The organism is Cupriavidus sp. SW-Y-13, from assembly GCF_009793345.1.
In the GTDB taxonomy this organism is placed as follows: domain Bacteria; phylum Pseudomonadota; class Gammaproteobacteria; order Burkholderiales; family Burkholderiaceae; genus Cupriavidus.
Window position 1 is genome coordinate 3,135,113 of the sequence record NZ_WHLX01000001.1, and the last position, 24,101, is coordinate 3,159,213.

Consider the following 24,101-nt stretch of genomic DNA (forward strand, 5'->3'; position numbering starts at 1 on the left):
CAGAGGATGGATTGGGCGTTGGGAGGAAACAGGCGCGCGCGGCGCCAGCCGTCCTCCCGTCCGGGCCAGCAAGTCAGTAGACGTCGTGCCGGGTGTTGTACGTGTTGAACTTGCCCGTGGGCGTGATCAGGCGCGGGTCCCGGATCACGGTCTTGAGCTTGCGGGTCCTGTCATCGACCACTACGAGCGCCGACTCCTGATCCTTGGTGCCCCAGACCGAGAACCACACCTCGTCTCCGGCATGGTTGTATTCCGCCTGCACCACGCGCTTGGCACCGTCGCCCTTGAGGTTGGCCCACTGCGCGATCGGCAGCACTTCGAATCCGCCATCGAGCCGCTTCGTGTCGAACACGGCCACCGACTGGTTGAGCTTGTTGTCGGGGTGGAACGGTGTATCGACCCAGAGGTTGCGAGACTTGGGATGCGTCTTGATGAAGAGCGAGCCACCGCCCTGCCCCTTGAGCGTCTGCACCACCTTCCACGCCTGCGCCTTGTGGCCCTCCGGATCGGTGCCGATCAGGCTGATCGTCTCGTCGCCAAGATGGCTCGTGGCCCAGACCGGCCCAAAGGTCGGATGGATGAAGTTGGCGCCCCGTCCGGGGTGTGGCGTCTTGCCCACGTCGACCAGCGCGGCCAGGCGATCCTCCTTGGTATCGACCACGGCGATCTTGTCCGAGGCGTTGGCGGCCACCAGGAAGTACCGCCCCGTGGAATCGAAGCCGCCGTCGTGGAGGAACTTCGCCGCGTCGATGGTCGTGGTCTTGAGGTTCTCCAGGTCCGCGTAGTTCACCATCAGGATCTTGCCGGTCTCCTTGGCATTGATGACGAACTCGGGATGGAAATGGCTGGCGACGATGGACGCCACGCGCGGCTCGGGGTGATATTCGTTGTCCACGGTCATGCCGCGTGTGGACACCACCTTGAGCGGCTTGAGCGTCTCGCCTTCCATGATCACGTACTGCGGCGGCCAGTAGGCGCCCGCCACGGCGTACTTGTCTTCGTAACCCTTGTACTTGGAAGTCTCGACGGAACGCGCCTCCATCCCGATCTTCACCTCGGCCACGTTGTCGGGCCTGGGCAACCAGAGATCGATCAGGTTCAGGCGCGCATCGCGTCCGATCACGTACAGGTAGCGCCCTGACGCCGACATCCGCGAGATATGCACCGCGTAGCCGGTCTTGATGATGTTGATGATCTGCTTGCTGTCGCCGTCGATCAGCGCCACTTCCCCGGCATCGCGCAGCGTGACCGAGAACAGATTCTCCAGGTTGTAGCTGTTCATCTTGCGCGTGGGCCGCTTGCCCACCGGCATGATGTCCTTGCGCGATTTCTCGATATCCGCGAGGGAAAATTCCGGCGGGGTCGGTGGCTCCAACTGGACGTAGCGTGCCATCAGGTCCACCTCGGCATCGGACAGGTCACCCGAGGTGCCCCAGTTCGGCATGCCGGCCGGACTGCCGTACTTGATAAACGTCTTCAGGTATTCCGTGCCGCGCGCCACCGTGATGTCCGGCGTCAGCGCCTTGCCCGTGGCGCCGCGGCGCAGCACACCGTGGCAACCAGCACATCGCTCGAAGTAAATCTGTCGGGCCGTGTCGAACTCGCCGGCCGTCAACGTCGGCGGGGATGCCGCATGACCCTGGCCGATCCATAGGGCCAGCGGCAACGCCGCCAGCGCGGGGAACCTCCATCTCTTCGCCTTCATGATTCTTCTCTTGCGAGGGTGGGAAAAGCATTGGCGTGGTCAACACGTCCGATGCGCCCATCATCGGGATAAAGCGAGAAAGCGGGATTGATGGCAATCAACTGCCCGATAGGTCGGGTGGGAGTTCAGCGGAGAACGTTAGCGGCGGGGGTTTTTGGTCCGAAAGAGCTTCGGATACCGAGGGGTTTTTGGCTCCCCTCTCCCGCGGAGTGGGAGAGGGGTTGGGGGAGAGGGTCGGAGGGTCTGCTTGCCGACTTGTCGCAAATTGCACCGCTTGCCCTCTCCCCCGCCCCTCTCCCGCAAAGCGGGAGAAGGGAGAACACCTAGCGAAGGGTCAGCCTCGCGGCATCAGCACCCACATCTTGCCGCCCTGCTTCATGCGGCCGGCGGTTTCGCCGGCGGCGTCGCCGGCGCCCCAGAAGAAGTCGGCGCGGACGCCGCCCTTGATGGCGGAGCCGGTGTCCTGGGCGAACATCAGGCGCTGGATCGGCTCGGTGGAAAGCGGGCGCGTGGTGGACAGGAACACCGGCACGCCTAGCGGAATCGTGGCCGGGTCCACGGCGATCGAGCGTTCGGCGGTCAGCGGCACGCCTAGCGCGCCCACCGGGCCATCGTTATTGGGCGGCAGTTCGCGGAAGAACACGAAACGCGGGTTCACGTTCAGCATTTCCTCGACACGCGCCGGGTTGGCTTTCGCCCAAGCCTTGATGCCCTGCATCGTTGCCTGCGAAGGTGTGATCTCGCCCCGGTCGAGCAACCACTTGCCGAACGAGCGGAACGGCTGGTCGTTGGTGCCGCCGTACCCGACACGCATGATCTTGCCGTCGGCCAGCCGGATGCGGCCCGAGCCCTGGATCTGCAGGAAAGCGGCTTCCACCGCATCGTCCACGTAGACCAGTTCGCTACCGCGCATCGCCGGGTTCTGCAGCAGTTCGCCGCGCGCAGGCAGCGTGCCCTTGCCAAGCTGGACGGGACGCCGGTACAGCGGCACCTGGTAGGCGCCCTGGCGCGTGCGCGATCCGTGCAGGATGGGTTCGTAGTAGCCGGTGATCAGGCCACTATCGGTGCCATCGACATTGATCACGCGATAGGGCTGGAAGTGGTTCTCGAAGTAGCTGCGCATGGCCGGCAGGTCGCCGGCATCCACCATCATGCCCACCGCGCAGACGCGGGTCCATTCCGGCTTCTTCTTCAGCACCTGGCAACTGGCCTGCAGCGCCGGCCACGCGGCGCGCACATCGTCCTGGCTCCAGCCGCCGATCTCGGCCCAGCTTGCCGGTTGCAAACGTCCGGCCGTCGGTGACGTGGGAGGCGGCGTGGTCGTGCCGCCCGGCGGCAGGATGCGCGGCGGCGGACCACTCATGCAGCCAGCCAGCAGCGCGGCGCCGAGTACCGAGGCCAGCAGCGCCAGCCGGTCGTTTGCAGTCGCGCGGATGCCGCGCAGGGAAAGCTGATATGCCATCGTGTTTGTTTGTTCCGCGTGGCGGGCAATGGGCTGCGGCGCGCGGTCGTTCTCACGCTCGCGCCGGCGTTCCACCCCGCATGTCCTACAATCTCAAGCCGATCCGTCGACTGTCCCCGAGTACCTTCCGAAGCGCCCCCCGGAGTCTCCAACCAAGCGATGAGCCAGTTCTTCGAAAACCACCCCACCCTGCTGCTGGCCGCCGAGGCCGGCGTGGCGCTGTTCCTGCTGATCTTCATCGTGGTCTGGACGATGGGCACGGCGAAGAAGAATCCCCGCCCCACGCGCGCACCGGATGACCACCCTTCGCGTGCCAGCCAGACAGGACAGCCGGCACCGAAGGAGGCAGACCGCACACCGGACGCTTAGGTTCCGGCGCGTTTTCGTGTCAGGCCATATCGCTCAATGGAGCATGCGCGGCAGCACCAGGGCGAATTCGGGAATCGGCACCTCGAAGCGGTGGCCGTCCTCGGCCACGCAGAAGTAGTCGCCCTTCATCGATCCGACCGGCGTCGAGATCGTGGCCCAACTCGAATATTCGAAGTGCTCGCCCGGCTTCAGCAGCGGCTGGTGGCCCACCACGCCGAGTCCGGCCACTTCCTGCGTGCCGTTGTCGCTGTCGGTGATGATCCAGTGGCGCGAGATCAACTGAGCGGCCACTTCGCCGATGTTGTGGATGGTGATCGTGTAGGCAAACGCATAGCGCCCACGGTCGGGGTCGGACTGGTCAGACATGTAGTGCGTGCGCACCGCCACGGAAAACGCGTACTCGCTCATGGATCGACGGGTGAGGATGGTGGGCTGGCCGCATGCCGGGGGCGGCGGCTCGGGTGTCCGCATTGTGCGGCAAGCCCTTGGCAGCGGCAAGCGGGCATTCCGCGCCCCTTGCGAGACGCCGCCGGGCGAGATGGCCGCCGATCGGCGTAAAATACCGGCCATTCCGGCGGCATGGCTGCGCTGCCTGCCGCACACCGCCCGCTTTCAGAGCCTAGCCATGAGCCAACCCACGTACCGCATCGCCCCGTCCATCCTGTCCGCAGACTTTGCCCGCCTGGGCGAGGAAGTGCGCCGCGTCACCGAAGCCGGCGCCGACTGGATCCACTTCGACGTGATGGACAACCACTACGTGCCCAACCTGACCGTGGGTCCGCTGGTCTGCGAGGCCATCCGCCCGCATGTGACGGCCCCGATCGACGTGCACCTGATGGTGCGCCCCGTGGACCGCATCATCCCCGACTTTGCCCGCGCCGGCGCCAACATCATCACGTTCCACCCGGAAGCCAGCGACCACATCGACCGTTCGCTGGCGCTGATCCGCGACAACGGCTGCCAGGCCGGCCTGGTGTTCAACCCGGCCACGCCGCTGCATCACCTGGACCACGTCATGGATCGTCTGGACGTGATTCTGCTAATGAGCGTGAATCCGGGCTTCGGCGGCCAGTCGTTCATTCCCGAGACGCTGAACAAGCTGCGCGCCGTCCGCGCCCGCATCGACGCCTACACGGCGCGCACCGGCCGCCAGATCCTGCTGGAAGTGGACGGCGGCGTGAAGCCCGACAACATCGCCGAGATCGCTGCAGCCGGCGCCGACACCTTCGTGGCCGGCTCCGCCGTGTTCGGCAAGCCTGATGCCGATGGCGGCTACAAGGGCATCCTCAACACGTTCCGCGACGTCCTGGCGACGGTTGGCAAGTAAAGATGAGCGAAGACATCCTGCGCCGCACGGACTGGAGCGGTATCCAGGCGGTGATCGTCGATCTCGACGGCACCATGGTCGATACCGCTGGCGACTTCCACGCAGCGGTCAACGCGATGCTGCTGGCCCTCGTGCACCAGCATCCGAACCTGGGGCCGGTGGAGCCGATGTCCGCCGAGGAGATCGTCAGCTTTGTGGGCAAAGGGTCGGAGAACCTGATCCGCCGTGTGCTGGACGCCCGGTTCAGTCCGCTGCACGCCAACGGGCTGTTTGCCGATGCCTACGCGCTCTATGACCGCGAGTACGTGCGCATCAATGGCCAGTTTTCCGATGTCTACCCGAATGTGCGCGAGGGCTTGGCGGCGCTCAAGCGGCTGGGACTGCGCATGGCCTGCGTGACCAACAAGCCCTGGAACTTCACGGAGCCGCTGCTGGCCAAGACCGGCCTGGCGCAGTATTTCGAGCTGGTCTACGGCGGCGACGCCTTTGCACTGCGCAAGCCGGACCCCTATCCGTTGCTCAAGGTGGCCGAGGTGTTCCGGCTCGATCCGTCGGCCGTGCTGGCCATCGGCGACTCCGAAAACGACGCCCGGGCGGCCCGCGCGGCAGGCATGGGCGTGCTGCTGATGCCCTATGGTTACAACCATGGGAATCCTGTACAAGCCGTTGATGCCGATGGTATAGTCGCCGACATTGCCCGTGTGGCGGCCCTGCTGGGCGCGCATCGGCGAGTTTGACGACTACGAGTATTACGACTCCCAGACGAATCCGAACACCTTCAATGTTCCTCAACCGCAAACGCAACTTTCTTGGCAGTGATCGGCAGGCTTGGCCCTGGCGTCGCTGGCGCGCCTCTCAACAGGCGTAAAGTGCGTTCGCGAGTTTCCTGACGGGCTTGCCAGGGCATTGCCAATCCGCGCAGCGGACCTTGGCAGCCCCCCAAGCTCAGCCGGACCGGTTCCCATGTTTCCCATGCGGCAACCGGCCTCTCCGGCAGATCCTTCCGCCAGCGCCGTAGTCCCGGTTGCGCTCCTGCGCCTGTGCTACGGTTAGCCTCGAGAACGTGCCGCGCGCCATTCCTGGCCGTGTGCGCAGCTTTGCGAAAGTCATGTGCACGACCGGCCACCCCGGAGCGGGGTCTTGCGCGAAGCATCCGCCCTCCTCCGCAGACATTCATCACGGTGCCGCCTGACCCGACCAAACTCGGCGGCGCCGCAAGAAGAGGACCGACATGACCGAACTCGAATTCAAATCGCTGGCCGACCAGGGCTACAACCGCATTCCGATCATCGCGGAGGCGCTGGCCGACCTGGAAACGCCGCTGTCGCTGTACCTGAAGCTGGCCCAGTCGCAGACGCGCGGCGTGAATACCTTCCTGCTGGAGTCCGTGGTCGGTGGCGAGCGCTTTGGCCGCTATTCGTTCATCGGCCTGCATGCCCGTACGCTGATCCGCGCCTATGGCCATCGCGCCGAGGTGGTCACCGACGGCAAGGTCGTGGAAACCCACGAAGGCAATCCGCTGGACTTCATCGCCGCCTTCGAGAAGCGCTTCAAGGTGGCGCTGCGTCCGGGCCTGCCGCGTTTCTGCGGTGGCCTGGCCGGGTACTTCGGCTATGACGCTGTGCGCTACATCGAAAAGAAGCTGGCCGATACGCAGATGCCCGACGACCTGGGCCTGCCCGACATCCAGTTGCTGCTGTGCGAGGAACTGGCGGTCATCGACAACCTCTCCGGCAAGCTCTACCTGATCGTCTACGCCGATCCGACACTGCCCGAAGCCTATCCCCGCGCCCGCCAGCGCCTGCGCGAACTGCGCATGAAGCTGCGCCAGCCCGTGGACGTGCCCGTGACGAGCCCGTCGGTGCAGACCGAGGTCTATCGCGAATTCGCCAAGGCGGATTACCTGGCCGCCGTGCACAAGGCCAAGGAATACATCATGGCCGGCGACATGATGCAGGTGCAGGTCGGCCAGCGCCTGATGAAGCCGTATCGGGATTCGCCGCTGTCGCTGTACCGCGCGCTGCGTTCGCTGAACCCGTCGCCCTATATGTACTTCTACAACTTCGGCGATTTCCAGGTGGTGGGCGCCTCGCCCGAGATCCTGGTGCGGCAGGAGACGCGCAAGGTCGGCGGCACGAACGGCGATGCCGAGACTGCGCGCATCGTCACGATCCGTCCGCTGGCCGGCACCCGTCCGCGCGGCAGCACGCCCGAACGTGACACGCAACTGGCCACCGAACTGCTGAACGATCCGAAGGAGATCGCCGAGCACGTCATGCTGATCGACCTGGCGCGCAACGACATCGGCCGCATTGCCGAGACCGGCTCGGTCAAGGTCACCGACAAGATGGTGATCGAGAAGTACTCGCACGTGCAGCACATCGTCAGTTCCGTGGAAGGCACGCTGCGCGACGGCATCAGCAATCTCGACGTGCTGCGCGCCACGTTCCCGGCCGGCACGCTGTCCGGCGCGCCGAAGGTGCACGCGATGGAAATCATCGACGAACTGGAACCGCGCAAGCGTGGCATCTACGGCGGCGCCGTGGGCTACCTGTCGTTCGGCGGCGAGATGGACCTGGCCATCGCCATCCGTACCGGCGTGATCAAGGACGGCAACCTCTACGTGCAGGCCGCGGCCGGCATCGTGGCGGACTCCGATCCCGAATCGGAATGGAAGGAAACCGAAGCCAAGGCGCGTGCCGTGATCCGCGCCGCAGAACAGGTCCAGGACGGCCTGGACGCCGACCTCTGAGCCCCGGGAGAGATGACATGCTGCTGATGATCGACAACTACGACTCGTTCACCTACAACCTCGTGCAGTACTTCGGCGAACTCGGGGCCGATGTGCGCACCTATCGCAACGACGAGATCACCATCGCCGATATCGAGGCGCTGAACCCGGACCATATCTGCGTCTCGCCCGGCCCCTGCAGCCCGCGCGAAGCCGGCATCTCGGTGGACGTGCTCAAGCACTTCGCGGGCAAGAAGCCGCTGCTGGGCGTGTGCTTGGGCCATCAGGCCATCGGCGAGGCATTCGGCGGAAAAGTCATCCGCGCCAAGCAGGTGATGCACGGCAAGGTCAGCAAGATCGAAACCACGCAGGAAGGCGTGTTCGCTGGCCTGCCGAAGCACTTCGACGTGACGCGCTATCATTCGCTGGCCATCGAGCGCGAGACGTTGCCCGATTGCCTGGAAGTCACGGCCTGGACGCCCGACGGCGAGATCATGGGCGTGCGCCACAAGACGCTGAATGTCGAGGGCGTGCAGTTCCACCCGGAGTCGATCCTGTCCGAACACGGCCATGCGCTGCTGGCCAATTTCATCAAGGCGCCGCGATGAGGCGCGCCGAATTCAACACCTACGCCTCTGCCGCCCCCGCCCCAGCCGACCAAGAATCCGCCATGTCCATCACGCCACAAGAAGCGCTGACCCGCTGCATCGAGCACCGCGAGATTTTTCATGACGAGATGCTGCATCTGATGCGGCAGATCATGCAGGGGCAGATCAGCCCGGTGATGGCCGCCGCCATCCTGACCGGCCTGCGCGTGAAGAAGGAAACCATCGGCGAGATCTCGGCTGCCGCACAGGTAATGCGCGAGTTTGCCAACCACGTGACCGTCAGCGATCGCCAGAACTTCGTCGATATCGTGGGCACGGGCGGCGATGGCTCGCATACGTTCAATATCTCCACGGCGTCGATGTTCGTGGCCGCCGCCGCTGGCGCCAAGATCGCCAAGCACGGCAACCGTGGCGTGTCGTCGAAGTCCGGCAGCGCCGATGTGCTTGAAGCCCTCGGCGTGAACATCATGCTGACGCCGGATCAGGTGGGCCAGTGCATCGAACAGACCGGCATCGGCTTCATGTTCGCGCCCACGCACCACCCGGCCATGAAAAACGTGGCGCCGATCCGCAAGGAAATGGGCGTCCGCACCATCTTCAATATCCTGGGTCCGCTGACCAATCCGGCCGATGCGCCGAACATCCTGATGGGCGTGTTCCATCCCGATCTCGTCGGTATCCAGGTGCGCGTGATGCAGCGCCTGGGCGCGCAGCACGCCATCGTGGTCTACGGCAAGGACGGCATGGACGAGGTCTCGCTGGGCGCGGCTACGCTCGTGGGCGAACTCAAGGATGGCGAAGTGCGCGAGTACGAGATCCATCCGGAAGACTTCGGCCTGTCGATGATTTCCAACCGGGGTCTCAAGGTGGCCGACGCCGCCGAATCGAAGGAGATGCTGCTCGAAGCCCTCGGCAACGTGGCGGGCACGCCGCGCGAGATCGTCACGCTGAACGCGGGCACGGCGCTGTACGCCGCCAACGTGGCCAGCTCCATCGAGGACGGTATCGAACGCGCCCGTGAAGCCATCGCCAGCGGCGCCGCCCGCGAGAAGCTCGACCATTTCGTGCGCGCCACGCAGCAATTCAAGTAAATCGCCATGTCCGACATTCTCGACAAGATCCTGGCCGTCAAGGCCGACGAAGTATCCGCCGCGCGCAAGAAGCGCGACCTGCCGAGCCTGCGCGCCGAAGCCGAAGCGCTGCGCGCCGAACCGGGGCTGGCGCCGCGGGGTTTCGAACGCGCGCTGCGCGACAAGATCGCGGCTGGCCATGCTGGCGTGATCGCCGAGGTCAAGAAGGCGTCGCCGTCCAAGGGCGTGCTGCGCGAGAACTTCGTGCCCGAGGCCATCGCCGAAAGCTACGCCACGCACGGCGCGGCCTGCCTCTCGGTACTGACCGATGTGAACTTCTTCCAGGGCCACGCCGAATACCTGAAGCGTGCGCGTGGTGCCTGCCCGCTGCCGGCGCTGCGCAAGGACTTCATGGTCGATCTGTACCAAGTCTACGAAGCGCGCACCTGGGGCGCCGATGCCATCCTGCTGATCGTGGCCGCACTCGACCACGGCCTGATGGCGGAACTCGAAGCCTGTGCGCTCGAACTCGGCATGGACGTGCTGGTGGAAGTCCACGGCGCCGACGAACTCGACGCCGCGCTGCGCCTGAAGACGCCGCTGCTGGGCATCAACAATCGCAACCTGCGCACGTTCGAGGTCTCGCTCGACAACACGCTGGCCCTGCTGCCGCAGATTCCGGCGGAGAAGCTGGTGGTGACCGAGTCGGGCATCCTGGGACCAGCCGATGTGCAGCGCATGCGCGATGCCAATGTCCACGCGTTCCTGGTGGGCGAGGCGTTCATGCGTGCGCCGGAGCCGGGCGTCGAACTGGCTCGCCTGTTCGCCTGAGCGGTTGCGAACGATGGCCATCGAACTCGAATTGAAGCTGGCCGTGCCTGACGCCGCCTTGGCGGCCGTGGCAGCATGGCTCGACGCCAACGGGCAAGCTCGGGGCGAGACGACGCTGCTCAACATCTACCTCGACACAGCCGCCCGCGACCTGGCGCAGGCACGTGCCGCGCTGCGGCTGCGCAAGAAGGGCGCGCAGTGGCTGCAGACGCTGAAGACCGCCGGCAAGAGCAGCGGCGGCCTGGCATCGCGGCACGAATGGGAAACGGAAGTGGCCGGTGAAGCCATCGAACTTTCGCGCTTTCCTGACGAGGCCCGCGCCGTGCTGGCGCCGCTGGCGGAGCGACTCGGTCCGGTCTTTCGTACCGATTTCACGCGCCGCACCTGGATCGTGGAGCAGGATGGCGAGCGGATCGAGGCCGCGCTGGATACGGGCGCGATCACCGCGCCGGACGCCACTGTTTCCGAGCGCATCCAGGAACTCGAACTGGAATGGCTGCCGCGCGATGGGGCTGACGCGCACGCTGGCGAGGCCGCGCTGCGCGCTTTCGGCGCGCGGCTCGGCCACGTTGCCCCGCTGACGCCGTCCGATCTCAGCAAGGCTGCGCGCGGCTATCGACTCAGCGCCCCAACCTCACCCTCTTCCACTGCTTGATGCAATCCGATCTGTTCGCCACCGAGTCCTCGTCATCCCACACCACATCGGTTGCCTGCCTGCAGGATCAGGTCGATGCCTTGCCCAAAGGCTGGCGCGATGTGCTGGCCCCGTGCCTCGGCAATGCCAACTGGCAAGCGCTCTGTGCATTCGTCGATGGGGAACGTGCGGCGGGCAAACCCGTGTTTCCGCATACGGTCTTCCACGCGCTGCACCTGACGCCGCCCGAGGCGGTGCAGGTCGTGATTCTCGGCCAGGACCCGTACCACGGCACGGGCGTGGTCGGTGGCAAGGAAATTCCGCAGGCGCATGGGCTGGCTTTCTCGGTGCCTGATGGCGTGAAGGTGCCGCCGAGCCTGCGCAACATCTTCAAGGAAATCGGTGCCGAATATGGCGCCGAGCCGGTGCGCGCCTCGGGCAATCTCGAAGGCTGGGCACGCCAGGGAGTGTTGCTGCTCAACACCGTGCTGACCGTCGAACAGGCCAATGCGGCCAGCCATGCCAAGCGCGGCTGGGAAGCCGTGACCGATTGCCTGATCCACGGGCTGGCGGCCTCGCGGCCGAGCCTCGTCTTCATGCTCTGGGGCAGCCATGCGCAGGCCAAGCGCGCCTTGCTGGAAGGGCAGACGCATTGCGTGCTGGAAGCGCCGCATCCGTCGCCGTTGTCGGCGCATCGTGGTTTTCTGGGCTGCGGGCATTTCCGGCAGGCCAATGACTGGCTGGAAAGCCATGGGCGGCCGGGAATCGACTGGCTGACGGCTTAGTTAGCGCGTTTCGCGGAACGAGAAGCCGTGGAAGACTTCGGGCGGCAGGGTTTCCCGATCGACCTTGGAAACCCGGGCGGCCGGCGGGCCTTGCTCCATCCACTGCTGGAGTGCTTCGAGCTGATGTCGCGCGCCGGTTGCGACGACCTCTACCGTGCCATCGGCGCGGTTTCTTACCCATCCTCCCAGTTGCAATGATGTGGCCTGTGCCTCACAGGCGGCGCGATAGCCCACGCCCTGCACGCGGCCATGGGCGAATAGGCGCCAGGTTTCGGAGGGTGCGGTCATGAAAAACTCCATGCCTAGGTAAACTACCTAGTCGGGTTGAGCGTTAGGGTTGAGGTCAGGTGTCAGCAGCATACGACGCCTTGGCCCTCACCATGGTGTGTTCCCCTCTCCCGCGATGCGGGAGAGGGGCTAGGGGAGAGGGCAGGCCGTTCGTCCTTGGCCAAACTGGTTAGGACTGGAAGCGCTGGCCCTCTCCCCCGCCCCTCTCCCGCATCGCGGGAGAGGGGAGCAAACCCACAGCCACCTCGCGCACCGTTGGTGGTCGCCCCTCTCCCGCATCGCGGGAGAGGGGAGCAAAATCAGAAGGCGTGACCATGCCACCAACGCCCCGCAAACCCACCCCTGGCTACGTTGCCCCCCTGCTGACCGCGCCGCCAAACCGGTTCGACTTCGCGCTGCTGCCGATCATCCTGGCTGTGATCGTCACCGTAGCCTTCGCGGCGCAGCAGATGAACGTGCCCTATCAGCCCGGCCAGGCGCTGGCGGTGCACCTCGATCCCGCGTGGCTGCCCTATTACCTGATGCGCACCAGCATCCGCATGCTGGCTGCGCTCGGGGCGTCGCTGGTGTTCTCGTTCGCGTTCGCCGCGCTGGCCTCGCGCAACCGCACCGCCGAGAAGATCATGGTGCCGGCGCTGGACATCCTCCAGTCCATCCCCGTGCTTGGCTTCCTGTCGGTCACGGTCACCGGCTTTATCGCGCTGTTCCCCGGCAACCTCGCCGGCGTGGAGTGCGCGGCCATCTTCGCAATCTTCACATCGCAGGCGTGGAACATGGCGTTCAGCCTGTACCAGTCGTTCCGCACCATCCCCGGCGATCTGCTCGAAGCCGCCGCGATGTTCCGGCTGTCGCCGTGGCAGCGGTTCTGGCGGCTCGAAGTGCCGTATGCCATGCCGGGTCTCGTCTGGAACATGATGATGTCGATGTCGGGTGGCTGGTTCTTCGTGGTGGCCTCGGAGGCCATCTCGGTGTCCGGCCACGACATTCGCCTGCCCGGTATCGGCTCGTATATCGCCGTCGCCATTGCGCAGCAGAACCTGGCCGCCATCGGCTGGGCGATCCTGGCCATGCTGATCGGCATCATGATCTACGACCAGTTCCTGTTCCGTCCGCTGGTGGCGTGGGCGGACCGCTTCCGCTTCGAGACGCTGGCGCAGGACACCACGCCGCAATCGTGGCTGCTCAACCTGCTGCGCCGCTCGGCCTGGGTGCATGCGCTGCTCGATTTCACGGCGGCGCTGGCCGGCCGCACGCTGTCGTGGGGCGCGCGCCGCCGCAAGGTCGTGGTGCGGCCCACCGCTCCTGTGCGATGGAATCCGTGGCTCGACCGCCTGCGCGATGCGCTGATCGTCGCCGTGGCCCTGGCCGCGCTCTGGCGCGTCTTCCACTTCGTCCACAGTGAAGTGGGCTGGGCCGAAGCCGTGCACGTGCTCTGGCTCGGTACGCTGACGATGCTGCGCGTGGTGGTGCTCATTGCGCTGGCGGCGGTGGTCTGGGTGCCGATTGGCATCCGCATCGGCCTGAACCCGTCGGTGGCGCGCATCGCCCAGCCCATCGCGCAGTTCATGGCCGCGTTCCCCGCCAACCTGATGTTCCCGCTGGCCGTGATGGCAATCGTGCGATTCCACCTGGACCCGGAAATCTGGCTCAGCCCGCTGATGATCTTTGGCACGCAGTGGTACATCCTGTTCAACGTCGTAGCCGGTGCATCGGGCATTCCCAGCGAGCTGCGGCTGGCGGCACGCAATTTCGGGCTGCGGGGCTGGCTGCTGTGGCGGCGCTTCCTGATTCCCGCCGTGTTCCCGAGCCTGCTGACGGGACTGGTCACGGCCGCTGGCGGTTCGTGGAACGCGAGCATCGTGTCCGAGTACGTGACATGGGGCGACCGCACGCTGGTAGCCACGGGCCTTGGCAGTTATATCGCCGAGATGACCGCGCGCGGCGACTTCCCGCGCATCGCGCTCGGCATCTGCGTGATGGCGTTGTTCGTGGTGGGCTTTAACCGCCTGCTCTGGAACCGGCTCTACGACCTGGCGCAGTCGCGCACCCGGCTTTAAGAAAGGAATCGACGATGGCTCTGCATGACATGCCCCAAGGCCAGCCCGTAATCGAACTGCGCGACGTCGGCAAGATGTTCCGCACCGCCGACGGCACCGATCGCGCCGTACTCGAAGGCGTCAATCTGACGCTGTGCGAAGGCGAGATCGTCGCTATGCTCGGCAAGTCCGGTTCGGGCAAGTCCACGCTGCTGCGGATCATGGCGGGCCTGGTGGGGGCCGACCGGGGCGATGTGCTGTTCCACAACCAGCCGCTACGCGGCGCGGCGGAAGGCATCGCGATGGTGTTCCAGTCGTTCGCGCTGTTCCCGTGGCTGACCGTGCAGCAGAACGTGGAACTGGGCCTTGAAGCGCAGGGCGTGGCCAAGGCCGAGCGCGCGCGCCGTGCCGAGGCAGCCATCGACATGATCGGGCTGTCCGGCTTCAACAGCGCCCTGCCGCGCGAGTTGTCGGGCGGCATGCGCCAGCGCGTGGGCATCGCCCGGGCACTGGTGACCGAACCGGACCTGCTGCTGATGGACGAGGCGTTCTCCGCGCTCGACGTGCTCACGGGCGAGACATTGCGCGACGAAATGCTCGATCTCTGGCAGTCGGGCCGCGCCAATATCCGCAGCATCCTGATCGTCTCGCACAACATCGAGGAAGCCGTGATGATGGCGGATCGCATCGTGATTCTCTCCAGCGATCCGGGCCGCGTGCGCGCCGAGGTGCGTGTGCCGTTCACGCGTCCGCGCAATCGTGACGATGCCCTGGTGCGCGCCCTGATCGACGAGATCTATGCGCTGATGACGTCGCCGGCTGGACACGGCAAGGCCGTACCCGCCGCCGCGGCCGCGCAGCAGATTGGTTACCGCCTGCCCGATGCCGATATCAGCCAGATGGAAGCCGTGCTCGACCTGCTGCACGAATCTCCGTTCTTCGGCCGCGCCGACCTGCCGCACCTGGCAACGGAAGCCGGCCTGACCGACGACGACCTGCTGCCCGCGTGCGAGGCCATGCAACTGCTGGGGCTGGCCCACATCGAACGCGGCGACATCACGGCCACCAACCTGGGCCGCCTCTACTACGACACCGCCCCACCCGAACGCAAGGTGCTGTTCGGCAAGCAGTTGCTGTCTCACGTAGCGCTGGCTGCGCACATCCGGCGCGAACTCGAGCAGAGCGAGGATGGCGAAGTGGGCGAGGAAGCGGTGCTGCGCGAACTGGAAGCCTTCCTGAAACCGGAAGAAGCCGAGCGCGTGCTCCGCATCGCCATCGACTGGGGCCGCCATGGCGAGGTGTACGGATACTCGCTCAACAGCGGGATGCTGACGTTACCTGAGGTGGGTCCGGTCAACGCGCAGGCATAGCTGTCGTTGGGACCGTCGTGGCTGTTGTTGTGGTGGTGGAGGTGATCGCCGCCGCATCGCCCTGCAGCCCCGCGCCTCGCACATCGTCTGGCACCGCAGACCATCCGCCGCCGAGCGATTTGTAGAGCGCGGCGGCACTGGTCAGCACATCGACCTGCCCCTGGATGGAAGCCAGTTGCACCGCGAACAGCTTCTGCCGCGCGTCGGTGACTTCGAGATAGCTCGAATAGCCGCCCTCGTAGCGCGCATCGGCCTGATCGGCATAGACCGTCAGGCTCTGCTCCTGTTTGCGCAGGCTGACCAGCCGGTTGCGTGTTTCGGTGCCGTTGGCCAGCGACGTGTTCACATCGGCCAGCGCGTTGAGCACGGCGGATTGGTAGCCCAGCATGGACTGGTCGCGCACTGATTCGGCCGCGTTGACCTGCCCGCGAATCGCCCCGCCCTGGAACACCGGCTGCGCGAGGCTCGCGCCGAAGCCCCAGACCTTCGAGGCACTATCCCACAGTGCGGCGGGCGAGCTCGCCAGCGCACCGAAGAAGGCCGAGAGATTGACCGATGGCAGGTACAAGGCGAGCGCCGCACCCACCTGCGCATTGGCGGCCACGGCCTGCTGTTCCGCCTGCAGCACATCGGGCCGCCGTGCCAGCAACGCGGCAGGCAGGTCGGCATTGATCGGGGGCGGCTGTAGTTGCGCGAGTGTTGCGCCGCGTTCGATGGGACCCGGCTGGCGGCCCAGCAATAGCGACAGTGCGTTCTCGGTCTCCTGGATCGACGAGCGCAGCGGCGGAATCGTCGCCTCCGCCGAGTAGTAATCGTTTTCCGATTGCGACAACTCCACCTGCGAGATCACGCCGCCTTCGTAGCGCTGCCTGAAGATGTCCAGGGCCTGCCCGCGTGTCAACAGCGTGGCCTGTGCCACCTCCAGTTGTGCATCGAGCCCGCGCAGCGTGGCATAGCCCTGCACCACGGACGCCGCCAGCGACAGCACGATGCCGCGCCGCGTGTACTCGGCATTCCACAGGCTCGCCTCGGCTGACTCGGCCTGCCGGCGGATCTTGCCCCACAGGTCGATCTCCCAGCTTGCATTCAGCAAGGTCTCATAGCTGTTGCGCGGGCCGCCGAACGATGCGAACGGCGTGCCGTTGAACGAGCCGCTGCGCTGCCGCGCCGCCGACCCCGTGGCATTCAACTGCGGGAAGTAGCCCGAGCGCGCGATCATCAACTGCGCACGGAATTCTTCGATGCGGGCCGATGCAATGCGCGCATCGTAGTTGTTGCGCAGCGCCGTCTCCACCAGCGCCGTCAGCACCGGATCATTGAACGCGTTCCACCAGTCGCTGTCGGCGGCCAGCGTCAGCATGCCGGAATCGATCCGATACGCTGCCGGCTCCGCCACTTCCGGACGCTTGTAGTCGGGGCCGATGGCGCAGGCGGACAGCAGCGCTCCCATCGTCAACACTGTCGGCACGCCTAGCCGTTGGAGTGGAATCATGACGGTTCTCCCGTAGGCGGCACGGCGGGCGTGGAGGGCCCGGCCGGCACCTTCTTGCCACGGCGTGCCGCCCATTTGTCGGCAGCCGTCCCCACCAGCCACGAGAACAACGGCACGAACAGCAGCGCCAGCGTGGTCGCCGCGATCATGCCGCCAATAATGCCAGTGCCGATGGAATGACGCGAGTTCGACCCCGCGCCCGAGGCAATGAACAGCGGCACCGCGCCCAGGATGAACGCCAGCGACGTCATCACGATGGGGCGCAACCGCAGCTTGGCGGCCTCCACTGCCGCATCGGCATGCGACAGCCCTTCCTTGTGTTTCATCACCGCGAACTCGACGATGAGAATCGCGTTCTTCGCCGCCAGCCCGATCAGCGTCACCATGCCGATCTGGAAGTACACATCGTTCGACAAACCACGCAGCAGAATCGCCAGCAGCGCGCCGAAGATACCGAACGGCACGGCGGTCAGGATCGATAGCGGCAGCGACCACGACTCATATTGCGCCGCCAGGATCAGGAACACCATCACAATACCGAACACGAACACGATGGTCGTGGTGTTGCCCGATTTCTTCTGCTCGAACGCCTCGCCGCTCCACGCAAAGCTGTAGCTGGCCGGAAGTGTCTCGCGCGCCACCGCCTCCATGGCCGCGAGCGCCTGGCCAGAGCTGTAGCCCGGCGCCGCGTCACCGGTGATCTTGGCCGCCGGAAAGTTGTTGAAGCGCGAGAGCAGGTCAGGTCCGCTCGAATACTTCGTGCTCAACAACCCCGAGACGGGCGCCATCTTGCCGTCGTGGCCGCGCACGTAGAGGTATTCGAGATTGTTGGGCGAAGCGCGATACTGCGGTTCGGCCTGCAGGATGACCTGCCACACGCGGCTGTACTGCGAGAACTGGCTGATATAGAGCGAGCCGAACTGCGTCTGCAGCGTGCCGTAGACATCGGCAATCGGCACGCCCATGGTCTCCGCCTTCTCCTTGTCCACCTCCACCCGCATCTGGCGCGACGCCGACTGGATGGTGCTGGTCAGCCGCCCCAGTTCCTTGTGGTTGGCCGCAGCCTTGATGAAGTTGCGCGTCACGCCTTCCAGCTCGGCCGTACTGCCCGTGCCACGATTCTGCACCCAGAATTCGAAGCCGCCCTGTGACCCCAGCCCGGGGATCGACGGCGGGTTGACCGGAATGACGATGGCCTCGGAAATCCCGCGCAGCTTCGGCGTGATCTCGTGCAGCATCGCCGGCACGCCAAGGTCCGCCGACTCCCGCTTGCTGAAGCTCTTCATGCCGACGAACACCGTGCCGGCGTTGGTCTTGTACTGGCTGTCGATGAAGCTGTAGCCAGACAGCGCCGAAGCATCCTCCACGGCCGGATGCTGGCGGAACATGTCCGCTACCTGCTGCGTCACTTTCTCCGTGCGATCCAGGCTGGCCGAGTCCGGCATCATCACTGCCACCAGGATGTAGCCCTGATCCTCGGCCGGCACGAACGCCGTGGGGATATGCGAGAACAGTTGCCACACCGCCAGCAGCATCACGCCGAACAGCGCCATTGCCAACACCACGCGGCGCATGAACCCGCGCACCCAGTTGCCGTAGTGATGCACGATGCGGTCGAACCGCTCGTTGAACCAGACAAAGCCACGCCATGGCGTGTGGTGCCCCGGCTTCAGGATCATCGCGGCCAGCGCAGGTGACAGCGTCAGCGCGCAGAAACCCGAGATCACCACGGAGACGACGATGGTCAGCGCGAACTGCCGGTAGAGCTGCCCCGTGGTGCCGGACACGAACGCCACCGGGATAAACACCGCCGACAGCACCAGCACGATGGCGATCACCGGGCCGGTCACTTCCTCCATGGCGCGCAGCGTGGCCTCGCGCGGCGAGAGCTTGAACTCGGCCATGTTGCGCTCGACGTTCTCCACCACCACGATAGCGTCGTCCACCACGATGCCGATGGCCAGCACCAGCGCGAACAGCGTCAGCAGGTTGATCGAGAACCCGAGCGCCAGCAGCCCCGCGAACGTGCCGATGATCGACACGAACACGGCCAGCACCGGGATCACCGTGGCGCGGAAATTCTGCAGGAAGATGAACACCACCAGCACCACCAGGATCACGGCTTCGATCAGCGTATGCACCACCTCGTCGATCGATGCGCTCACGAACTCCGTGGTATCGAGCGAGATCTTGTAGCTCATGCCCGCCGGGAACGACTTCTGCATCTCGTCGAGCGTCTTCTTGACGTCCTTGGCCACCTGGATGGCATTGGAGCCGGGCTGCTGGTACACGGCAATGATCGTCGCCGGCTTGCCATTCAGCGCCGAGCGCAGCGTGTACTGCTGCTGGCCGATCTCCGCGCGGCCCACGTCGCTCAGCCGCACAATCGCCGCGCCCTGGTTGTCGGCGCGCAGGATGATGTTCTCGAACTGCTGCGGCGTGGTCAGCCGGCCCGGCGTCACCAGCGGGAACGTCAGTTCCACCGGCCGCGCATTGGGCGCCTGCCCGACGCTGCCCGCGCCGAATTGCTCGTTCTGGTTCTGCACGGCGCGCTGCACATCCTGCGCAGTGATGCCGAGCGCGGCCATGCGGTCCGGCCGCAGCCAGATGCGCATGGCCAGGTCTGCCGAACCCATGATCTGCGCCTGGTTGGCACCGTTCACGCGTTTGATGGCATCCAGCACATACAGGTTGGCGTAGTTGTTGATGTACTGCTGGTCGAAGCGGTTATCGGGCGAATACACCGCAATCAGCAGCAGGAAGCTCGACGACCGCTTTTGCACGTTGATGCCGGTCTTCTGCACCGTATCGGGCAACTGCGGCAGCGCCAGGTTCACGCGGTTCTGCACCTGCACCTGCGCGGTGTCAGGATCGGTGCCGATATCGAAATAGACGTTCAGCGTCATCGACCCGGTGGGCGACGACGTGGACTGCATGTAGATCATGTTGTCCGCGCCGTTGACCTGGGTCTCGATCGGCGCGGCCACGGTCTGCGCCACGGTGTCGGAGTCGGCACCTGCGTACGTGGCGCTGACGGTGACTTGCGGCGGGGTGATATCGGGATACTGGGCGATGGGCAGCGCGAACATCGCAACGCCGCCACCGATAACGATGATCAGCGAAATGACCATCGCGAAGATCGGGCGGTTGACGCAGAAGGCGGAAAGCATGGCGGGCCTCCGGTCAGGACTTGGCGGCAGGCGGAGCCGAAGCCGGCGGCGCGGATGGTGCGGAAGCCGGTGCCGATGGCGTGGAAGCCGGCGGCCGGCTGCCTTCGCCCACTGCCGCAATCGGCGCCTCTCCGGTCACCTTGACCGGTGCGCCTTCGGTCAGCTTGCCCGCACCGTCAACCACCACCACCTCTCCGGGTTGCAAACCCTTGGCAATCCGCCACATCGGCCCAGAGAGTTCACCCACCATGACTGGGCGCGGCATGGCCTTGTTGTCCTTGTCGACCACGAACACCACATCGCCCTTGGGCCCGTGCATCACGGCCCGCTGCGGCACCACGATGGCATTGGGCCGCGTGGCGCCATCCACCAGCACGCGCACGAACTGGCCGGGACGTAGCACGCCATCCGGATTCGGCATCAACGCGCGCACGAGGAACGTGCCGGTCTGCTGGTTGTAGGTGGCATCGGCAAACGTGATTCGGCCCTGCTGCGGATACTTGCTGCCATCGGCCATGACCACGGTCACCGTGTAGTGCTCGTCATTGGGCACCACAATTGACTTGTCTTCGCGCTGCGCGCGGAACTGCAAGGTCTGCGGCTCCGAGACACTGAAGTTGATCCGCATCGGCTGCAGCGTGGACACCGTGGTCAGCAGGCTGTTGGTCGTGCTGACATATGCGCCTTCGGGCAGCACCGCGAAACTGGAGATGCCATCCACGGGCGCGCGCACGTAGGTGTACGAGAGATTCAGTTGCTGCGTCTCGACCTCGGCCTGCGCCTGCTCCACACCGGCCCGCGCCGAATGATAGTTGCCGGTGGCATCATCGAGATCCTTCTGCGACAACGCATTGCGCTCGGCCAGCGGCTTCACGCGCGCCAGGTTGGCATTCGCCACTTCGAGCCGCGCCTTCTGCTGGTTCAACTGCGCGCGTGCTGCATCGAGCTGCGCCTGGAACGGCTTGTGGTCGATCTCGAACAGCAACTGGTTGGCCTTGACCAGGCTGCCCTCCGTGTAATTCCGCTTGATCAGGAAGCCGGCCACGCGGGCGCGGATATCGACGGCCTGGTCACTCTGTGTCTGCCCCACGAAATCGAACGTCACGGGCAGATCCTGCGCGCGGGTCGTGTAGACCTGCACCGGCACCGCTTGCTGCGCTGCAGCCGGCGGCTCCGACTTGCCACAGCCGGCCAACAGGATGGTCATTGCCGTGGCGGCCATCAGCCACCGTCCCTGCGTTGCCTGAACCGCCGAATCCATGCGCCGCTCCCATAGCAGACCAGGCACGTACCGCGCCCGTGTAGTCGGCAGGTTATGTCTGCGCAAAGTCTGCGGCCAATGAATCTTTTATTTGGGGCGTTAAGGGAAATCGACCGTCCTTGCTCCCCTCTCCCGAGCGCCATCCTTGCTCCCCTCTCCCGCATGGCGGGAGAGGGGTCGGGGGAGAGGGCCACGCGATTCAAACACCAATATCGCATCCTGAGCCGCTGGCCCTCTCCCCTAGCCCCTCTCCCGCAAGCGGGAGAGGGGAATCAACCGGACGGACGTGGAATCTCTACCGCCGAAACCCATGAAAATGCCCGCCTCCACCCCCGCCGCCAAACCTCCCACCTCCGAACCCCCTGCCTTGCCATTGCGACGCCGCATTCCCAAACCGCTGCTGCCCCACATCCCGCGCCTGCCGTTGCTGGTCCAGCCGGTTCTGCACATCGGCATTCGGTTGCACCGACTGCCAGCCGTTGCTGGTGTGCTGCTGCCAGCCGTTATCCGTGTGCTGGTAGACGTTTCCGTCGTGCCCCGCATAGACATTGCCGTTGTTCCAGACCACGGCGTTGTCCTTGTTCGGATTGGCGACAAAGCCTCGACTGCCCGCCGTCTGCTGGCCGGTCTGCGTGTTGCCGGCCACGCCGATCTCGCCAGCGCCCACGCGGCCGGTCTGCGCGTTGTAGCCTGCGGCCTGTCGGCCCGCCGCATAGTTGCCCGAATACTCGTTGCCGGCCACGCCGCCGCGCGCCGCACCTTCGCGGCCGGTCGACGGATTGGCGAACGATCCCTGGCGCCCCGCCGCGTAGTTGCCCGAGTAGGGATTGAAGGCCGCACCCCGGCTGCCCTGGTAGCGAGCGCCCGTGGCCGCGTTGTAGCCGGCACCTGCCGTGCCACGCCACTGGGTGCCGGTCCAGGCATTCCAGCCCTCGGCATGGGTGACCGTGCCTTGCCCCCACCGGCCATAGAAGTTCGCCTGGTTGATATTGACGAAGTTGCCACCGCCCCAGCCGCCGTACCAGTAAGGGCCCCAGTACGGCGCCGCGCCGCCCCAGATTGCGCCTGCCGCAAAACCGAACGCAAACCCCTCGGCCACGCCGATGCCGAAGCCTGCGCCATAGCCGTACGTGACCGGATAGCCGTAGTAATAGCTGCCGACATAGGGCGGATAGACATAGCCCGTGCCGTAGACGACGGTGCCGTCGGGGCTGACCACCACGCCCATATAGCCCGGCGTGTAGCCGACCACGACAGTCGTCGGTGTGACCGAGTAGATCCGCACATAGGTCACGTAATACAGCGGCGAACTGGGCGGGATCGTGTAGATGGCCGAGGGCACTTCGGTGGCCACGCGCCACGGGCCGCCCGGCACACCAGCGGTGAACCAGACGCCGTTGGCCACGGCGTAGTAGTGGGCGCTATCGACCTCGATCACGGGCGTGCCCGTGTTGACCGCGTAGCGCAGTGACGTGCCGGTGATGGCCTCGAACTTCGGTGGGCCATCGTAGTTGACGGCGACCGTGGCCTTGTCACGTGCCACCGAGGCGGTCTGCGGAATCGTCGCCGCGATCTCGGCTTCGCGGGCCTGCGGCGTGCCCGGCACCGAGACCAGTACATTCGCCTTGGGGTCCTTCGGCGAGATCTTCGCGAACTCCGCCGGCAACTGGTCACCGGGCACGTATTCCCACGGCCCGTTGAGCATCGCCGCGCGGAACCAGCGCCCCGAGATCAGCACATAGGTCTGGTTGCTCGACGGATCGACAAAGACCGCGTGGTCGGCATTGGACATCGTCAGCAGGCCCACCCCCGCGACCGGTGTCATCTGCGGCTCGCCCAGTGTCACGATCAGTTCCGCTGGCCGCGTCGCCAACTGCACGGCTGGCGGCCGCGCGGGCTTCTTGCCATCGGCAGGCATCATCGGATCCGCCTTCGGCTCGTTCTTGACCGCTGCGATCTTGCGGGCGGCGCCTAGCAGCGCGGCGGGCGGATTGGCGACGGCATCCCACTTCCCACCCTCCGATGCCGAGCGATACCAGTAACCCGCCGCCTGCAGCCATAGCTCGCCGCTGGTATCGCGCAGCAGCAACGCGCGGCTGTTGATCGCGCGCTCGTAGCCAGTGCCAGCCACCTCGCGCCAGACGGGCTCGCCATCCACATGCACAAGCAGCGTGGGCGTGGCGGCAAACAGGATCTGCGGAGCATCGTTCTTCACGGGCACGCGCTGCGCTTTCGCCAGTTCCTGCGACACGGCGTAGCTGGCCTGCAACTCATCCAGCGGCACGGTCAGGCCCTTGGGAGACAGCTGGCCGATCAGGGCCTGGCGGATCTTGTCGGCGGCTTCGGGGCGTGTGGGCACGTCCACGCTATCGATCTGGATCTTCGACAGTTGCACCAGCGCCGATGGCTTGTCGATATCGGCCTGCGCCGAAAAACGCGCCACGCCATAGGTCGGCGCACCGTCCTTGGCGCCGATGCCCACTGCGGCGCGGCCTGACATCCGGTCACCCTCCCATTTCTCGATCTCGGGCTGGTAAAGCTCCACGTGCTCACCCGCCACCTCGTAGCTGCGCGGCCAGGTGAGCGGCGCCACCTTGCGGGCGGCGCTGGCGGGCTGGGCCGTGGTGGCAGCCTGCGCATCCACCGGCAGCGGCGCCGCCGCCACACCGAGCAGCGCCACGGCGATCAACGTGGGGCTGATGGGCAAACGCCTGGGAAATCGCTTCAACATAGAAACTCCAGCAAGAATGGGCAGCATCAGACACCACTGCAGCGTCAGTGAATCTAAATGACCGCGCAGGCTGGAACAATGCGCCTCGAAAACATTCATCTTGCGCCCAAAATCGGACAGATCGATGCCGCCTTGCCACGGGCAGCGCAGGCATTTGTCGCGTATCTTGCACCTACACCCTTGAATCATGCGCGTGAGGGCCTCAACTACGTCGAATTACGATGCCATCGC

At 65.6% G+C, this 24,101-nt stretch carries 19 protein-coding genes; 11 read left to right on the forward strand and 8 right to left on the reverse strand.

Translation table 11 applies throughout. The features are described 5' to 3' along the window. Positions 1-73 precede the first annotated feature (73 nt). Positions 74-1,705, reverse strand: coding sequence for a nitrite reductase (locus GA566_RS14020; RefSeq protein ID WP_160473018.1), 1,632 nt, complete (start codon positions 1,703-1,705; stop codon positions 74-76). 334 nt (positions 1,706-2,039) lie between these two features. Then, positions 2,040-3,167, reverse strand: coding sequence for a murein transglycosylase A (locus GA566_RS14025; RefSeq protein ID WP_160473306.1), 1,128 nt, complete (start codon positions 3,165-3,167; stop codon positions 2,040-2,042). A gap of 159 nt (positions 3,168-3,326) precedes the next feature. On the opposite strand from GA566_RS14025, the gene GA566_RS14030 reads away from it, so the two are divergent. After that, positions 3,327-3,536 carry a hypothetical protein gene (locus tag GA566_RS14030; RefSeq protein WP_160473019.1) on the forward strand — a complete coding sequence of 70 codons (210 nt, stop codon included), beginning with the start codon at positions 3,327-3,329 and terminating at the stop codon, positions 3,534-3,536. 33 nt (positions 3,537-3,569) lie between these two features. Here the strand turns inward: GA566_RS14030 and apaG are convergent, their stop codons facing one another. Then, positions 3,570-3,944 carry a Co2+/Mg2+ efflux protein ApaG gene (apaG, locus tag GA566_RS14035; protein ID WP_137927755.1) on the reverse strand — a complete coding sequence of 125 codons (375 nt, stop codon included), beginning with the start codon at positions 3,942-3,944 and terminating at the stop codon, positions 3,570-3,572. Between the two features lie 217 nt (positions 3,945-4,161). Here apaG and rpe point away from each other — a divergent pair, with 217 nt between their 5' ends. The 8 genes from rpe to GA566_RS14075 all read left to right on the forward strand — a co-directional run bounded on the left by rpe (position 4,162) and on the right by GA566_RS14075 (position 11,522). Beyond that, on the forward strand, positions 4,162-4,863 hold the full coding sequence (gene rpe, locus GA566_RS14040) for a ribulose-phosphate 3-epimerase (RefSeq protein WP_137927765.1): 702 nt from the start codon (positions 4,162-4,164) through the stop codon (positions 4,861-4,863). A 2-nt stretch (positions 4,864-4,865) separates the two neighbouring features. Continuing rightward, positions 4,866-5,600, forward strand: coding sequence for a phosphoglycolate phosphatase (gph, locus tag GA566_RS14045; RefSeq protein ID WP_137927754.1), 735 nt, complete (start codon positions 4,866-4,868; stop codon positions 5,598-5,600). Positions 5,601-6,094: 494 nt separating this feature from the next. Then, positions 6,095-7,615, forward strand: a complete 1,521-nt coding sequence (gene trpE / locus GA566_RS14050; protein WP_160473020.1) for an anthranilate synthase component I — start codon at positions 6,095-6,097, stop codon at positions 7,613-7,615. Positions 7,616-7,632: 17 nt separating this feature from the next. Beyond that, positions 7,633-8,202 (forward strand): aminodeoxychorismate/anthranilate synthase component II, encoded by a 570-nt coding sequence (locus tag GA566_RS14055; protein ID WP_137927752.1) that lies wholly within the window; start codon positions 7,633-7,635, stop codon positions 8,200-8,202. A gap of 62 nt (positions 8,203-8,264) precedes the next feature. Further along, complete coding sequence (gene trpD, locus GA566_RS14060; RefSeq protein WP_137927751.1) at positions 8,265-9,293, forward strand: anthranilate phosphoribosyltransferase; 1,029 nt, start codon at positions 8,265-8,267, stop codon at positions 9,291-9,293. Between the two features lie 6 nt (positions 9,294-9,299). Next, positions 9,300-10,103 (forward strand): indole-3-glycerol phosphate synthase TrpC, encoded by an 804-nt coding sequence (gene trpC, locus GA566_RS14065; RefSeq protein WP_137927750.1) that lies wholly within the window; start codon positions 9,300-9,302, stop codon positions 10,101-10,103. A gap of 13 nt (positions 10,104-10,116) precedes the next feature. Further along, a complete protein-coding gene (locus GA566_RS14070; protein ID WP_160473021.1) occupies positions 10,117-10,758 on the forward strand; it encodes a CYTH domain-containing protein in 642 nt (213 codons plus the stop codon). After that, positions 10,758-11,522, forward strand: coding sequence for a uracil-DNA glycosylase (locus tag GA566_RS14075; protein ID WP_160473022.1), 765 nt, complete (start codon positions 10,758-10,760; stop codon positions 11,520-11,522). Before GA566_RS14070 ends, GA566_RS14075 begins: the two co-directional genes overlap by 1 nt. Here GA566_RS14075 and GA566_RS14080 read toward each other — a convergent pair whose 3' ends face one another. Beyond that, on the reverse strand, positions 11,523-11,810 hold the full coding sequence (locus tag GA566_RS14080) for an acylphosphatase (protein WP_160473023.1): 288 nt from the start codon (positions 11,808-11,810) through the stop codon (positions 11,523-11,525). It abuts the gene before it with no gap. 314 nt (positions 11,811-12,124) lie between these two features. Between GA566_RS14080 and GA566_RS14085 the strand changes: the two genes are divergently transcribed. After that, positions 12,125-13,867, forward strand: a complete 1,743-nt coding sequence (locus GA566_RS14085; protein ID WP_160473024.1) for an ABC transporter permease subunit — start codon at positions 12,125-12,127, stop codon at positions 13,865-13,867. 14 nt (positions 13,868-13,881) lie between these two features. Further along, on the forward strand, positions 13,882-15,216 hold the full coding sequence (locus tag GA566_RS14090) for a nitrate/sulfonate/bicarbonate ABC transporter ATP-binding protein (RefSeq protein ID WP_160473025.1): 1,335 nt from the start codon (positions 13,882-13,884) through the stop codon (positions 15,214-15,216). Here GA566_RS14090 and GA566_RS14095 read toward each other — a convergent pair. From GA566_RS14095 to GA566_RS14110, 4 genes are all read right to left on the reverse strand, one after another. Further along, positions 15,200-16,708, reverse strand: coding sequence for an efflux transporter outer membrane subunit (locus GA566_RS14095; protein WP_237380177.1), 1,509 nt, complete (start codon positions 16,706-16,708; stop codon positions 15,200-15,202). The two genes, GA566_RS14090 and GA566_RS14095, sit on opposite strands and share 17 nt — an antisense overlap. Continuing rightward, a complete protein-coding gene (locus tag GA566_RS14100; protein WP_160473026.1) occupies positions 16,705-19,878 on the reverse strand; it encodes an efflux RND transporter permease subunit in 3,174 nt (1,057 codons plus the stop codon). Before GA566_RS14100 ends, GA566_RS14095 begins: the two co-directional genes overlap by 4 nt. A 13-nt stretch (positions 19,879-19,891) precedes the next feature. Further along, complete coding sequence (locus GA566_RS14105) at positions 19,892-21,139, reverse strand: efflux RND transporter periplasmic adaptor subunit (RefSeq protein ID WP_160473027.1); 1,248 nt, start codon at positions 21,137-21,139, stop codon at positions 19,892-19,894. 295 nt (positions 21,140-21,434) lie between these two features. After that, the gene (locus tag GA566_RS14110) at positions 21,435-23,870 is read right to left on the reverse strand and encodes a carbohydrate-binding family V/XII (RefSeq protein ID WP_237380180.1); all 2,436 of its coding nucleotides are present in this window, start codon (positions 23,868-23,870) and stop codon (positions 21,435-21,437) included. Positions 23,871-24,101: the final 231 nt, after the last annotated feature.

Bases quoted from the DNA above. Each gene is read 5' to 3' on its own strand.
- GA566_RS14080 (WP_160473023.1), bottom strand. From the start codon at position 11,810: ATGACCGCACCCTCCGAAACCTGGCGCCTATTCGCCCATGGCCGCGTG.
- GA566_RS14075 (WP_160473022.1), top strand. From the start codon at position 10,758: ATGCAATCCGATCTGTTCGCCACCGAGTCCTCGTCATCCCACACCACA.
- trpD (WP_137927751.1), top strand. From the start codon at position 8,265: ATGTCCATCACGCCACAAGAAGCGCTGACCCGCTGCATCGAGCACCGC.
- rpe (WP_137927765.1), top strand. From the start codon at position 4,162: ATGAGCCAACCCACGTACCGCATCGCCCCGTCCATCCTGTCCGCAGAC.
- trpC (WP_137927750.1), top strand. From the start codon at position 9,300: ATGTCCGACATTCTCGACAAGATCCTGGCCGTCAAGGCCGACGAAGTA.
- GA566_RS14055 (WP_137927752.1), top strand. From the start codon at position 7,633: ATGCTGCTGATGATCGACAACTACGACTCGTTCACCTACAACCTCGTG.
- GA566_RS14085 (WP_160473024.1), top strand. From the start codon at position 12,125: ATGCCACCAACGCCCCGCAAACCCACCCCTGGCTACGTTGCCCCCCTG.
- GA566_RS14070 (WP_160473021.1), top strand. From the start codon at position 10,117: ATGGCCATCGAACTCGAATTGAAGCTGGCCGTGCCTGACGCCGCCTTG.
- GA566_RS14105 (WP_160473027.1), bottom strand. From the start codon at position 21,139: ATGGATTCGGCGGTTCAGGCAACGCAGGGACGGTGGCTGATGGCCGCC.
- GA566_RS14100 (WP_160473026.1), bottom strand. From the start codon at position 19,878: ATGCTTTCCGCCTTCTGCGTCAACCGCCCGATCTTCGCGATGGTCATT.
- GA566_RS14030 (WP_160473019.1), top strand. From the start codon at position 3,327: ATGAGCCAGTTCTTCGAAAACCACCCCACCCTGCTGCTGGCCGCCGAG.
- GA566_RS14020 (WP_160473018.1), bottom strand. From the start codon at position 1,705: ATGAAGGCGAAGAGATGGAGGTTCCCCGCGCTGGCGGCGTTGCCGCTG.
- GA566_RS14090 (WP_160473025.1), top strand. From the start codon at position 13,882: ATGGCTCTGCATGACATGCCCCAAGGCCAGCCCGTAATCGAACTGCGC.
- trpE (WP_160473020.1), top strand. From the start codon at position 6,095: ATGACCGAACTCGAATTCAAATCGCTGGCCGACCAGGGCTACAACCGC.
- GA566_RS14095 (WP_237380177.1), bottom strand. From the start codon at position 16,708: ATGATTCCACTCCAACGGCTAGGCGTGCCGACAGTGTTGACGATGGGA.
- GA566_RS14110 (WP_237380180.1), bottom strand. From the start codon at position 23,870: ATGTTGAAGCGATTTCCCAGGCGTTTGCCCATCAGCCCCACGTTGATC.
- GA566_RS14025 (WP_160473306.1), bottom strand. From the start codon at position 3,167: ATGGCATATCAGCTTTCCCTGCGCGGCATCCGCGCGACTGCAAACGAC.
- apaG (WP_137927755.1), bottom strand. From the start codon at position 3,944: ATGAGCGAGTACGCGTTTTCCGTGGCGGTGCGCACGCACTACATGTCT.
- gph (WP_137927754.1), top strand. From the start codon at position 4,866: ATGAGCGAAGACATCCTGCGCCGCACGGACTGGAGCGGTATCCAGGCG.